Origin of the sequence: Lacibacter sp. MH-610 (genome assembly GCF_045780045.1) — a bacterium.
GTDB lineage: Bacteria > Bacteroidota > Bacteroidia > Chitinophagales > Chitinophagaceae > Lacibacter.
Genome location: NZ_CP116002.1, coordinates 74,968 through 88,652, shown reverse-complemented (window position 1 = coordinate 88,652; position 13,685 = coordinate 74,968). Strand labels below are relative to the sequence as shown.

The following is a 13,685-nucleotide window of genomic DNA, read 5'->3' as shown; positions in this document are numbered from 1 at the left end:
TGTTGATTTATTTTACCTCTGCAACAGTCGTTTCAGAAGCCTTTACCTGTTTTGTTTCAGCCAACTGTTGCTTAACAGCAGCAGGTTTGCCTGAAGCAATACGAGCCAGGAAAGAATCTTCCTTGTAAAAAACGTTTAAATAAATGGCGAAGAGGAAAAATACGAACGAGAAGAAACGCAATGGTTTTTTCATTGTATTGGAATTTTAGTTTTTCTTGAATAATTGGACAATTCAAATGTACAAACGCCATTTGAAATAACAAAACACAGAAAATGGATTTTTAAAAATTAAGGGTTACTACTTTATGCACCGTAATATTACGTAATTCTCCAATGAGGAATGATTGATTCACTTGTTTTTGATAGTCTTTAATACGTATCAATGAATAATGATGTTGCTATAGTTTTATTGTGATTCGTAATTGTTTATAATACACTTTCTTTAATTTCTTCCCACAAATCACGGTAGCATTGTGCAGCATAACTGCTGCGTGCAAATTCTTCCAGCGGTGCTTTGTGCACACCCATCTTTTCAACATCACTTAAATAAGGAATATAGTTTTCAAAGAAGCGTTTGTCTTTGTACAACTCTTCCATTACTTCATTGTGCATATTGCGGCGCAGATCTGTCATAGTAAAAAAGCAAGCCATTTTTTTGATGTCAATCGCTTTTTCTTTGAAGAAATCTTTTACCATATGATAAGTACGGATAGAAAGCGTGGTAGGAATTACCGGCATCAATACAATATCTGATGCATTGAAAATATTTTCTGCCAACGAACTTAAGCCGGGCGGACAATCAATAAACACAAAATCATATTCATCTTTCAACTGTTTGAGTACAGTCGCCAATCGTTTTTTGGAAGCCTGCATTTCATCAATCATCACATCGTGTGCTTTAGCTGTAATATCAGCCGGAATGATATCTAAATTTTCATACTGTGTACTCATGATGTTTTCTGCAAGCTCTGCATCCTTCCCCACCAGGTCCTTCATCAGAATTTTTTGCTTGGGCTTTACATTGTAGTAAAAAGAAGTGGCTCCCTGCGGATCAATATCCCATAGCAGTGTTTTATAACCATCTTTTGCAGCGAGGTAAGCAAAGTTGACACAGGAGGCAGTTTTACCAACACCACCTTTCAGATTAAATAAGGCAAACGTAAACATATGGCTGATTTTTTTGGATGGTTAAGGTAAGAAAAGGAAAGGAAATTATTCACTATTACCTAACCATTCAAGATCATTCAGGTCTTTTTGCCTGCCGGCAGCTTTTTTTGCTTCTATCAGCGTATTGATATGGATTACTGGAATTCTCAGATCCTCATCTTCAAACCAGGTAACCTTTTTATAGGTTTCTTCAAAATTGAAATTTGACATTTTAGTCATTATGTCTATTGCCACAGGGTTTCTGCCAAACCTGAAAACATCATGCTTTTCTGTATTCAGAAAATTTTCTTCTGTCATATCAAAAACAGGCATTCTGAATACTTTAAACGCTTTTACCAGTTTCACATAATTCTCTTTTGTGCATTCTACCCATATGTCCATGTCGCCAGTAGTTCTTGCGTGACCATGTAAAATAACGGCATAGCCTCCCACAAGCAAATAACGCACCTCATTTTTATTTAAGGCATCAATGAAATCCCGGAAATCATGGTTAAAAATATCAGGCATTATGAATTTTTCGCATAGAGAAAACTGTTTTATCCATTTGCGGCTCCTCCTGTTTCAGATAGCCGTATGCTATACTTATCAAATGTCTTGCGAGGTGTAACCGCTCCATCCATGATAAATGACGATGATCATTCATACGATTATCAGCTTCTTCAAATGTGAGGATTTCAAATGCTGTTCTATCAAATTCATAGTCGGCCATACCCATCTTAATTTGTATAAAGTTACAAATAGAAACTTTACTTCTTCATCTCATCCAACTCCTTTTGCAACCGAAACATTTCGTCCCGTAAACGGGCAGCTTCCATAAAGTCCAGATCACGGGCTGCTTTCTCCATTGCTTTTTTGATTTTGGCAATGGCTTTTTCCATTTGGGGAATGGTTTTGTATTCTTCCTGCTCTTCTGCAGCCATGGTTACCAGTTCACCATCCGGCGAAAGGGCGTAAGGCCTGGAGGTATCATAACCCTTGATATCAAGTACAGAAGTTTGTTTCATCACCTGCTCAATGGATTTCTTCACGGTGCTGGGCGTAATACCATGTTCGATGTTGAAGGCAATTTGTTTTTCACGACGGCGGTTGGTTTCTTCAATGGTGCGGCGCATGCTTTCCGTCATGGTATCAGCATAAAAGATGACCAAACCCTCAGCATTACGTGCAGCACGACCTGCTGTTTGGGTTAAGCTTTTTTCGTTACGCAAAAAACCTTCTTTATCGGCATCAAGAATCGCTACGAGCGAAACTTCAGGAAGATCCAAACCTTCACGCAACAGGTTCACACCCACAAGTACATCAATTTCGCCTAAGCGTAACTGTCTTAAAATTTCCACACGGTCTAATGTGTGTACTTCGCTGTGAATGTATTTTGATTTGATGCTGATGCGTTGCAGGTATTTATCCATTTCCTCGGCCATGCGTTTGGTCAATGTGGTTACTAAAACCCGATCACCCTTTTTCACACGTTTATCAATTTCATCTAAGAGATCATCAATCTGATTTACACTGGGGCGAATTTCAATCGGTGGATCCAATAGTCCTGTTGGTCGTACTACCTGCTCAATCACCACCCCTTCTGTTTGCTGCAATTCATAATCATCAGGCGTAGCACTTACAAACACCACCTGGTTGAGCATACTTTCAAACTCATGAAAGTTAAGCGGGCGGTTATCTAATGCACTGGGCAATCGAAATCCATAATCAACTAATACTAACTTTCTGCTTCTGTCTCCACCATACATACCACTCACCTGCGGAATGGTTTGATGGCTTTCATCAATCACCATCAAATAATCTTTGGGAAAATAATCCAGCAGACAGAAGGGTCTTGTACCCGGTTGACGACGATCAAAAAACCGTGAATAGTTTTCAATACCATTGCAATAACCCAGCTCACGAATCATTTCAAGGTCATATTCCGTACGTTCTTTCAAACGTTGTGCTTCAATATACTTGCCCACTGATTTAAAATATTCCACCTGTGCCGCACTTTCATCCTGGATTTCATAGATGATCTGCTGCATCATATCTTTAGGTGCAACGTATAAGTTGGCAGGAAAGATGGCTGCATTATCTACTTTGCCAATGCGCTTACCGCTTTTGATTTCAATGGTTTCTATCTCTTCAATTTCATCGCCAAAGAAAGTAACACGATAACCGAAGTCAACATAAGATAGATTAATATCCACTGTATCGCCTTTTACTCGAAAAGTGCCCCTTGTAAAATCAGTAGTGGAGCGATTGTACAAACTGTTGACCAATGAATGCAAAAAACCTTGTCGTGAAATGGTTTGCTTTTTAGCAATGCGGATGATGCCGTTTTCAAAATCAGTTGGATTGCCCATACCATAAATACAACTCACACTGGCTACCACGATAATATCTCTTCTGCCACTAAGCAGTTCACTCGTAGCCTGCAGACGAAGTTTGTCTAACTCTTCATTGATGCTTAAATCTTTTTCAATGTAAGTATCACTCACCGGCATATAGGCTTCCGGCTGATAATAATCGTAGTAACTTACAAAATAGCCCACTGCATTCTCCGGAAAAAACTGTTTGAACTCTCCATACAATTGTGCCACCAGTGTTTTGTTATGCGTAAGTACCAGTGTTGGTTTCTGTACATTCTGAATCACATTGGCAATGGTGAAAGTTTTTCCGCTGCCGGTTACTCCCAACAGTGTCTGGTATTTTTCTCCACGAAGAATCCCATCCGTTAGTTGACGGATGGCTTCCGGTTGATCACCGGCCGGTTGGTAAGGTGTATGAAGCTGAAAGGGCATCGCTCAATTTACTACGAAGTTATCCTGTCTTTGAATTCATCATTCAAAAAACGGTTTTTATTCCTGTCAGGGCTTTCCTATCCTGCTGTATCAAACAGAATATTGAAAGTTAAACGAACATCCCTAAATTTAAGGCATTGCTTACGTTCCCATTGTATTACCATTGATTCTGTTACCATGTTGAAACGATTTTACCACCTTATAACAGGTGATTATTCTCAGTACACGTTTGAGCACCGTGTATTTAATTTAACCAGTTGTATCATTTTTCTTTTTTGTGCACAGGCTACTACGTTTAATTTTTTCCTCGACTTACATATTACTACTATCTGGCTTGGATTTGGAGGGATGATTACTTCTTTATTAGTGTTTTATGTATCAAGAATCAAACAGCAATTTTCGCCTTCCCTTATTTTTTTATATTCAGTTGCAGCCATTCTACTACTGGGTCCTTTACATTTTTACAACGGGGGGTCAAACGGACCTGTAGCCTATCTTATCATCATGTTACTTTTCATTTACATTTTTATAGCACCGCTTTTTATGCAGGGCTGGATTTATGCCATGTATTGTGCCGCACTGTTAGCTATTTTTTTATTAGAGTATTTAAACCCGCAATGGGTGATACCTTATGAAACAAAAGAACAGCGGTTTATTGATTATGGAATTGTATTGCTCTATATCACCTTCTTTACTTCATTTACCATCTGGATCTTCCGTAAAAGCTATGACCGGGAGCAAAAAACTATTCGATTACAAAAAGAAGAACTGGAGCGATTGTATGTTCAGACAAATGAAAAAAACCTGTACATCGAAGCATTGATTAAAGAACTGCATCACCGGGTAAAAAATAATCTGCAGGTGGTGAGCAGTCTCATGTCATTGCAATCAAACAGGGTGAAAGATGCAGAAGCCCGAATGGCCTTGGAGGAAGGACGCACCCGTGTAAATGCAATGGCTTTAATTCATCAGAAATTATATCTGAATCATGAGTTGGCTGCGGTGAATATGGGAGAATACCTGGAACATCTTTGCGCATCCCTGGCAGAAAGTTTTGGATTTCCGCCGTCTGTAGTATTCACGGAAGTGCAATTAACAAATCAAACGCTGGATATTGACAGGGCGGTTTCTATTGGTCTTGTGGTAAATGAATTAGTCACGAATTCATTTAAGCATGCATTTCAGGGTATAAATGAACCAAGGGTAACTGTTTATTTAAAACAAACAACCTCAGAACTATTGCTGGAAGTTGCAGATAATGGTAAAGGCATACAGAAACAGGCGCATTCAAAAAATTCCTTTGGAATGAAACTAATAGAAACGCTTGTGCAGCAGTTGGGTGCATCTATACAGGTGGAACATAAACAAGGAACAAAATCAACTATCAGTATAACATCAGGCATATGAAAGAAAATACAACCATTCTCATTGTAGAAGATGAACTGATTACTGCAGCAGCTATTGAAGAGTTATTGCTGGAAGAGGATTATCAAATTATCGGAGTTGCTGCTGATGGAACTACAGCATTAGAACTTTGCCGCCAAGCTGCAGAACCACCGGCCCTGATTCTTTGTGATATCAACATTAAAGGCAGTATGGATGGCATTACACTGGCAGGCCAGTTAAAACAGCAATACCAAAGCGAAATTATTTTTCTTACTGCCTACACTGATACCAAAACACTGGAGGCTGCATTTGTGCAGGAACCGGTAATGTATGTGGTGAAACCTTATAACGACCGTCAACTGCTGGCAGCCGTACAAATGGCTTTTCATAAAATTTATCAAAAGGAAAAATCTGCGCCCTCTGTTAAACTCACACTTACAACAAGAGAAAAACAGATTGCTACATTGGTTGCACAAGGCCTTTCGTCCAAGCAGATAGCCCAGCAACTATATATCAGTGAAGAAACAGTGAAAACACATCGCCGCCGCATGATGCAGAAAAATGACATCAGCAGTTTTTCGCAGCTTACATATTTGTTGAGCAGAGAAGGGTAGCTATTCATTTTTTATTCTACAAAACCGTGTTTTTAAACGGTCCTGCACAATACTGCATGCAGGTGCTGTACCTATTTTGGAGTATTTGCCGAAATCATATTTCTGCAGAGATTGCATTTGCAAACAATTGGTGATTACTCTTTGGAATTTAAGACAATTCCAAATTGCAACATTCATTGCAAACCGGATCAGTTGATAACCATCCAGATTCACCTTTCAACTATACCATTAATCATTTTTTATGAGAATTAAACTGACTGAACTGTTCTTTTCATTTCTTTTTCTTTTTATTCTGGGTAAAGGATATACTCAACAAACAATCATCAATGGCCCCGCAGGAAGCGGAACGTTTGGGAACGTCTTTGTTCTTTCTAACGGTAATTATGTGATTATAGATATTTCATACAGCGAAGGTCCTGTTACACAAGTGGGTGCTGTTTACCTTTATAACGGCAGTACACACCAACTCATCAGCACCTTAAAGGGAAGTACCACAGGTGACCAGATTGGTAATGGTGGCATAACCAGACTTTCCAATGGCAACTTTGTGGTGAATAGTACCATTTGGAATAATGGAGCCATTGCAGATGCCGGGGCTGTTACCTGGTGTAATGGCGTTACAGGACTAAACGGAGTGGTGAGCAGCAGTAATTCGCTGGTGGGTAGTACTGCTAATGATCAGGTAGGAAATGGAGGTATAACTCCACTTTCAAACGGTCATTATATTGTAAGAAGTACCAATTGGGATAATGGAGCAGCTTTTGACGCCGGCGCTATAACCTGGGGCAATGGCAACACAGGTATATCAGGCATAATAAACAGCAGCAATTCTTTGGTAGGCAGCACTGCCAGTGACCAGGTGGGGCAGGTGAATTTACTTTCAAATGGCAATTATGTTGTTTATTCCGCTAATTGGGACAATGGTGCTATTGCTAATGCTGGTGCAGCAACGTGGTGCAATGGCAGTACAGGCACCAGCGGCGTAGTGAGCAGCAGTAATTCGTTGGTAGGAAGTACAAGTGGTGATTTTACAGGATATATTCAATTTTTAAGTAATGGTAACTACCTGGTTGTTTCTCCTGATTGGGACAATCCGGGCATAACCAGCAATGTTGGTGCAGTTACATGGTGTAATGGAACTACAGGCAGAACAGGTGTTATTAACAGCACCAATTCATTAGTGGGCAGCACTCTAAATGACCGAATCGGCATTAACGGTGTAGTTGAATTAAGCAACGGTAATTATGTGGTTATATCCCGTAGTTGGGATAATAGCACCATTGCAAATGTTGGTGCTGTTACATGGGGTAGTGGCAGTGCCGGTGCAACCGGTGTGGTAAGCAGCAGTAATTCACTCGTGGGCAGTACCTTAAATGACCAAATTGGTAATAATGTTACCCTGTTAAATAACGGAAACTATGTGGTGGCCTCTCAGTCATGGGATAATGGCATAATTACTAATGTGGGTGCCGTTACATGGTGTAATGGCACCACGGGAAGAACTGGTGCTGTAAACAATACTAATTCTTTAATTGGAAGCACGGCTAATGATCAAATTGGCAACATTAATATTACCTCTTTAGGCAATGGAAACTATGTTGTAGCCTCTACCTTATGGGATAATGGCGGCATTGTTAATGCCGGTGCGGTTACCTGGTGTAACGGAACCACCGGAAGAACAGGTACCATCAGCAGTGCTAATTCTTTGGTTGGAAGCACCGCCAATGATAACGTTGGAGGCGGGATAACTATTTTAAGCAATTCAAACTACATAGTCACTTCTTCTGTCTGGGACAATGGAAGTGTTGTTGACGCAGGGGCAGTAACATGGTGTGATGGCACTACCGGCAGAACAGGTACTATCAGCAGCGCCAACTCTTTGGTAGGAACCACGTTAAATGACCAGGTAGGAGTTGGAGGAATTATCCCTTTGTCAAACGGAAATTATTTAGTCCGCTCATACTTCTGGAATAATGGCTCTATTGTAGATGCAGGAGCTATTACCTGGGGAAATGGTACAAAAGGGATAGCAGGTGCGGTGAGTGTTTCCAACTCTTTAGTGGGAAGTACCACTAATGATAATATAGGACTTGGAACTGCTGCCGCTCTTTTAAATAATGGCAATTATGTTGTTGCTTCAAACAGTTGGGATAATGGAGGAGTAGTTGATGCAGGTGCTGTTACGTTGATAAATGGAACTACAGGTCTTACGGGCACAATCAATAGTTCGAATTCATTGCTGGGAGGAACATCAGGGGATATGAATAGTTGCCAGATTAACAGGTTGAATAATGATAATTTTATTGTTCGTATTACAACCTGGGACAATGGAGCTGCTACTGATGCAGGTGCTGTTACATGGGGAAGTGGTACATCAGGCGTAACAGGTTTGATAAGCAGCAGTAATTCATTGGTAGGAAGTACAGCAAGTGATCAGGTGGGCTTTGGTATCAGTATTTTCTCAAATGGTAATTATGTTGTGGAATCAAGAAATTGGGATAATGGAGCAATTATTAATGCAGGTGCTGTTACCTGGTGCAATGGAAATACCGGTGCCAGTGGTGTAGTGAGCAGTACTAATTCTTTAGTAGGAAGTACTGCAAGTGATCAGGTGGGTAGTGGAGGCATTGTTTCATTGTCACTTAATGGAAATTATTATCTAAGGTCCGGGTCTTGGGACAACGGTGCAATTGCCAATGCCGGCGCTGTAACATGGGGCAATGGCAGTACGGGCGTATCGGGCGCTATTAATTCCTGTAACAGTGTAACAGGTTCTGTAACCGGTAGTATTAATCCTACTTACAATTCTGTGTACGATTATATCATTGCGGCAATACCTATTTCAAACCGGGTTGTTATCTACAATCCCGTTGGTCAGGCATTGGCCAATCATCTCGATTTGGTTACCACTTCCATCAATGGAAATTCTGCTGTGCCATTAGTTACCAATTCTTCCTGCAGAATCATTGGTACAATTTCTCCCAATGGTGCCAGCCCGGTGAGCGGTACGGTTAATGCACAAGCCTGGATTGAAAGCAGTGTGCCCACCTTTGCCGGTGTTCCATTTGTGGCACGTCATTATGAAATTACACCGGCTGCCAATGCATCCACTGCTACCGGCCGTGTCACTCTTTATTTTACACAACAGGAGTTTACTGATTTTAATAACCATCCTGCCAGCACACTCAACCTGCCCACAGGTGCAGCAGATGCAGCAGGTATCAGCAATCTTCGTATAGGAAAATACAATGGCACCTCCAACAATGGTACAGGACTACCCGGCAGTTATACCAATGGTTCTACGATCATTGATCCTGCTGATTCTGATATTGTGTGGAATGCCACCCTCAGCCGATGGGAAGTAAGTTTTGATGTAACCGGCTTCAGCGGCTTTATTGTGCAAACGGTTTCTTCTACACTACCCGTTACATTACTGGAGTTTAATGCGAAGCGTAAAGCACAAACAGCAGAGCTCATTTGGAGTACTGCCTCTGAACAAAACAACAAAAGGTTTACAGTACAGCGCAGTAGTAACGGACGAAATTTTACCGATCTTGGTTTTGTACCGGCAGCCGCTAATGGTAACAGTGCTGTTACACAGTCTTACCGCTTTACAGATGCTGCACCATTGAACGGCCGTAACTATTACCGTTTGTTACAACAAGATAATGATGGAAGAAGCAAGAGCAGTGAAATCCGGATAGTTGACTTCAGCAATAAGAAAGTGATCGCCATGTATCCCAATCCAACGATATCTGTTTTAAATATCAGTATCTCTTCGATTGGTAATGAATCATTACAGCTACGCATTACTGATATAACAGGTCGTGTACTGAAGACAAAAAAATATAGCAATGCGTCCGGTACACTTCAATTAGATGTGGATGACCTAGCTAAAGGAACCTACTTTCTTGAGTTGTGGATGAATCATGAAAAGCAGGTTTATCCTTTTATCAAACAGTAGAATATTTTTCAGTAACAATTACCCAAACACTACCAATGAAAAAGGCGGCCTTTGGCCGCCTTTTATTTATGCTGTTACTGCAGTACCGTACATCTCTTCCTGTAGCTGTTTCACTCTTGCATCTTCCAGGTACTCATCAAACGTTGTTAAACGATCAATGATACCGTTGGGTGTTAATTCAATGATACGGTTGGCAGTTGTGTGCATGAATGTGTGGTCATGTGATGTTAATAACACCACACCTTTATATTCAATACATTGTTCGTTAAAGCTTTGAATACTTTCCAGGTCGAGGTGGTTAGTGGGTTGATCCAGAACGATACAATTAGGATTCTGCATCATCATCTTACTGATCATGCAACGTACCTTTTCACCACCGCTCAGCACATTTACTTTTTTCATGATCTCATCACCGCTGAACAGCATCTTTCCTAAAAATCCTCTCAGGAAGGGTTCGTCTGCATCAGTAACATGACTGGGAACAAACTGGCGCAACCATTCCATCAGATTCAAAGGCTCTTTGAAGAATTCATTATTTTCTACAGGCAAATAGGCTTTTGTGATGGTTGTTCCCCATTCGTAGCTGCCGCTGTCTGCAATCTCTTCCGCATTGATGATGTCAAAGAAATGCGTAACGGCTAACGGATCTTTACTTACAAAAGCGATCTTATCACCTTTATTCACTGTGAAAGAAACTTTATCAAACAACACACGGCCATCCACCGTCTTCTTCAGTTTCTCTACATTCAAGATCTGGTTGCCCACTTCACGCAATGGTTGAAAAATGATACCTGGATACTTGCGGTTACTCGGTTCAATTTCTTCAATGGTTAACTTCTCCAATGCTTTTTTACGGGCAGTGGCCTGTCGTGATTTAGATGCGTTAGCGCTGAATCGTGCGATGAAGTCAATCAATGCCTGGCGTTTATCTTCAATCTTCTTATTCTTATCGCCTAACTGACGTGCCATCAATTGGCTTGATTCATACCAGAAGGTATAGTTACCGGTAAATACTTTGATCTTGGAACGATCCACATCTGCTACATGCGTACATACAGAATCCAGGAAGTGACGGTCGTGACTTACTACAAGTACAATATTTTCATAGTCAGCCAAAAAGTTTTCCAACCAACCGATAGTTTCAATATCCAAACCATTGGTAGGCTCATCCAGTAATAAAATATCCGGATTTCCAAATAATGCCTGTGCCAGTAATACACGCACTTTTAAATTACTCGGAATGTCCTTCATCAAACTTTGATGATACTCATCTTTAATACCCAAACTGCTTAAAAAAGTAGCGGCATCACTTTCTGCTGTGTAACCACCCATTTCACCAAACTCCGCTTCCAGTTCACCGGCACGCATATAATCATCCTCTGTTGCATCAGGATCAGTATAGATAGCATCTTTTTCATGCATCACTTCCCACATTTTTTTGTGGCCCATCAGCACCGTGTTTAACACCGTTTGCTCATCAAACTCAAACTGGTTTTGTTTGAGCACCGCAATGCGTTCGCCGGGTGTAATTTCCACCACGCCCTTGTTGGGTTCAATTTCGCCACTGAGGATTTTTAAAAACGTACTCTTGCCGGCACCATTGGCACCAATCACACCATAACAATTTCCTTTTACGAAATTGATATTTACTTCGTCAAACAGTACCCTTTTACCGTAGGCGAGGGTTATATTTCTTGCACTTAACATTGCTCTTTTTTTGAAGCCGCAAAGGTACGGAAATTAAGGCTGGGAAAGGGTTTGATGCAAACTGAAATTTTGTCTCTTTGTGCAGGTTCGGCATTTTTATTGATTTTTGCCCCTCCAAAATGATAAATCGTATGCAAACCGGAAGTATTCGTGTACAAACTGAGAACATTTTTCCCATTATTAAAAAATTCCTGTACAGTGATCATGAAATTTTTCTGCGGGAACTGGTAAGTAATGCAGTGGATGCCACTCAAAAACTTAAAACCCTCTCATCTATTGGCGAGGTAAAAGGTGAACTGGGCGATTTGAAAGTGGAAGTGAAGCTGGATAAAGAAGCCGGCACCATCACCATCAGCGATTATGGTGTGGGTATGACGGCGGATGAAGTGGAGAAGTATATTAACCAGGTAGCATTCAGTGGTGCAGAAGAGTTTGTGCAGAAATACAAAGGGCAGAATGAAAATGCCATCATCGGAAAATTTGGTCTTGGCTTTTACAGCGCCTTTATGGTGAGTAAAAAGGTAGAAGTGATTACCAAAAGCTTTAAAGATGCACCCGCCGTGCGTTGGGAATGTGATGGCAGCCCTGAGTACAGCCTGGAAGAAACAACACAACGCAGCACAAGAGGAACTGATATTGTGTTGCACGTAGATGATGAAAGCAAAGAATTTTTAGACGATGATCGTTTAAAAGGAATACTTACACGTTTCTGTAAGTTTTTACCGGTTGCAATTTATTATGGTGATGAGCAAATCAATAATACCCAACCTTTGTGGGTAAAGAAGCCAAGTGAACTTACCTCACAGAACTACCAGGATTTTTACAAGGAACTCTATCCATTTAGTGAACCGCCATTATTCTGGATTCATTTGAACGTGGATTATCCGTTTAACTTAACAGGCGTTTTGTATTTCCCAAAAATCAAACAGAGTTATGAAATACAGAAGGATAAAATTCAACTCTACTGCAACCAGGTTTTTGTAACAGATGAAGTGAAAGATATAGTTCCGGAGTTTTTAATGCTGTTGCATGGTGTGATTGACAGTCCGGATATTCCTTTGAATGTAAGTCGCAGCTATTTGCAGGGTGACCCCAATGTGAGAAAGATTAACGCACACATTACTAAAAAAGTAGCAGATAAGCTGGATGAAATTTTCCGTAACGAACGTAAGGAGTTTGAAGAAAAGTGGGAAAGCCTTGGCTTGTTTGTGAAGTATGGTATGATAACGGATGATAAGTTTCTGGAGAAAGCGAATAAGTTTCATATTGTAAAAGAAACCGGCACTGATAAATATTATACACTTGAAGAATACCGCACTTCAACTGAAGCGATTCAAAAAAATAAAGACGGTAAGCTGGTCTTGCTTTATACAACAAATCCCACGGAACAACACACATTCATCAAAGCAGCACAAGACAGGGGATATAAAGTGGTGGAGCTGAATACCATTGTTGATTCAGGGTTTATCAGTCACATGGAAATGAAATGGGAGAATGTGGTGTTTAAGCGTGTGGATGCAGATATTGCTGATAATTTGATTGACAAGCAGGATGAACTGAAAAGTGTATTGAGTGAAGATGAAACAAAAAAACTGAAAGAGTATTTCAACATTCAGCTTACTGATTTGCATTTGAATGTGGAAGTGAAGGGATTGAGTCCTGAGGCACCGCCGGTTATTGCCACCCGTCCTGAAATGATGCGCCGTATGAAAGAGATGGCGCACATGAGCGGGCCTATGGGCAGTTTTTATGCACAAATGCCAGATGAAGTGGAGTTAACAGTGAATGGCAACCACAAACTGTATCAACAAATTATGAGCGAAAACAATGAAGTAAAAGCGAAAGAAATGATTCACAATCTTGCTGATTTGGCCTTACTCTCACAGGGAATGCTGAAGGGAAATAATTTGACTGAGTTCATTAACAGAAGCGTAGCATTGATGCAGGGAGAAACGAAGAGCAGTTTGATTATGGAACCTTAATAACTGTCTGGCCGCTTGGAGCGGCCTGACAAATAAAGAGGCGACACCTTTTGCATTTGAAGGTGTCGCCTCTTACTTT

The 13,685-nt window shown here is 40.7% G+C and carries 10 protein-coding genes; 4 read left to right on the top strand and 6 right to left on the bottom strand.

The window, feature by feature from the left end; genetic code table 11:
- Positions 1-7: 7 nt before the first annotated feature.
- The 5 genes from PDL71_RS00400 to uvrB form a co-directional block, all read right to left on the bottom strand.
- Complete coding sequence (locus tag PDL71_RS00400; protein WP_407524010.1) at positions 8-193, bottom strand: hypothetical protein; 186 nt, start codon at positions 191-193, stop codon at positions 8-10.
- A 233-nt stretch (positions 194-426) separates the two neighbouring features.
- Entirely contained in the window at positions 427-1,167 is a 741-nt protein-coding gene (locus PDL71_RS00395; RefSeq protein ID WP_407524008.1) for a ParA family protein, read from the bottom strand.
- Between the two features lie 45 nt (positions 1,168-1,212).
- Complete coding sequence (locus PDL71_RS00390; protein ID WP_407524006.1) at positions 1,213-1,674, bottom strand: hypothetical protein; 462 nt, start codon at positions 1,672-1,674, stop codon at positions 1,213-1,215.
- Positions 1,667-1,876, bottom strand: coding sequence for a hypothetical protein (locus PDL71_RS00385; RefSeq protein WP_407524004.1), 210 nt, complete (start codon positions 1,874-1,876; stop codon positions 1,667-1,669). Before PDL71_RS00385 ends, PDL71_RS00390 begins: the two co-directional genes overlap by 8 nt.
- A gap of 37 nt (positions 1,877-1,913) precedes the next feature.
- Complete coding sequence (gene uvrB, locus PDL71_RS00380) at positions 1,914-3,953, bottom strand: excinuclease ABC subunit UvrB (RefSeq protein ID WP_407524002.1); 2,040 nt, start codon at positions 3,951-3,953, stop codon at positions 1,914-1,916.
- A gap of 177 nt (positions 3,954-4,130) precedes the next feature.
- On the opposite strand from uvrB, the gene PDL71_RS00375 reads away from it, so the two are divergent.
- The 3 genes from PDL71_RS00375 (at position 4,131) to PDL71_RS00365 (ending at position 9,917) form a co-directional block, all read left to right on the top strand.
- The gene (locus PDL71_RS00375; RefSeq protein WP_407524000.1) at positions 4,131-5,360 is read left to right on the top strand and encodes a sensor histidine kinase; all 1,230 of its coding nucleotides are present in this window, start codon (positions 4,131-4,133) and stop codon (positions 5,358-5,360) included.
- A complete protein-coding gene (locus PDL71_RS00370) occupies positions 5,357-5,953 on the top strand; it encodes a response regulator (protein ID WP_407523998.1) in 597 nt (198 codons plus the stop codon). Before PDL71_RS00375 ends, PDL71_RS00370 begins: the two co-directional genes overlap by 4 nt.
- Before the next feature lie 241 nt (positions 5,954-6,194).
- Positions 6,195-9,917 (top strand): T9SS type A sorting domain-containing protein, encoded by a 3,723-nt coding sequence (locus PDL71_RS00365; protein WP_407523996.1) that lies wholly within the window; start codon positions 6,195-6,197, stop codon positions 9,915-9,917.
- A gap of 66 nt (positions 9,918-9,983) precedes the next feature.
- On the opposite strand, the gene PDL71_RS00360 is transcribed toward PDL71_RS00365, so the two are convergent.
- A complete protein-coding gene (locus PDL71_RS00360; RefSeq protein ID WP_407523994.1) occupies positions 9,984-11,624 on the bottom strand; it encodes an ABC-F family ATP-binding cassette domain-containing protein in 1,641 nt (546 codons plus the stop codon).
- A 131-nt stretch (positions 11,625-11,755) separates the two neighbouring features.
- On the opposite strand from PDL71_RS00360, the gene htpG reads away from it, so the two are divergent.
- Positions 11,756-13,606 (top strand): molecular chaperone HtpG, encoded by a 1,851-nt coding sequence (htpG, locus tag PDL71_RS00355; RefSeq protein WP_407523993.1) that lies wholly within the window; start codon positions 11,756-11,758, stop codon positions 13,604-13,606.
- Positions 13,607-13,685: the final 79 nt, after the last annotated feature.

Excerpts from the sequence above, each read along its gene's own strand:
- PDL71_RS00400 (WP_407524010.1), bottom strand. The coding sequence starts at position 193 with ATGAAAAAACCATTGCGTTTCTTCTCGTTCGTATTTTTCCTCTTCGCC.
- PDL71_RS00395 (WP_407524008.1), bottom strand. The coding sequence starts at position 1,167 with ATGTTTACGTTTGCCTTATTTAATCTGAAAGGTGGTGTTGGTAAAACT.
- PDL71_RS00390 (WP_407524006.1), bottom strand. The coding sequence starts at position 1,674 with ATGCCTGATATTTTTAACCATGATTTCCGGGATTTCATTGATGCCTTA.
- PDL71_RS00385 (WP_407524004.1), bottom strand. The coding sequence starts at position 1,876 with ATGGCCGACTATGAATTTGATAGAACAGCATTTGAAATCCTCACATTT.
- uvrB (WP_407524002.1), bottom strand. The coding sequence starts at position 3,953 with ATGCCCTTTCAGCTTCATACACCTTACCAACCGGCCGGTGATCAACCG.
- PDL71_RS00375 (WP_407524000.1), top strand. The coding sequence starts at position 4,131 with ATGTTGAAACGATTTTACCACCTTATAACAGGTGATTATTCTCAGTAC.
- PDL71_RS00370 (WP_407523998.1), top strand. The coding sequence starts at position 5,357 with ATGAAAGAAAATACAACCATTCTCATTGTAGAAGATGAACTGATTACT.
- PDL71_RS00365 (WP_407523996.1), top strand. The coding sequence starts at position 6,195 with ATGAGAATTAAACTGACTGAACTGTTCTTTTCATTTCTTTTTCTTTTT.
- PDL71_RS00360 (WP_407523994.1), bottom strand. The coding sequence starts at position 11,624 with ATGTTAAGTGCAAGAAATATAACCCTCGCCTACGGTAAAAGGGTACTG.
- htpG (WP_407523993.1), top strand. The coding sequence starts at position 11,756 with ATGCAAACCGGAAGTATTCGTGTACAAACTGAGAACATTTTTCCCATT.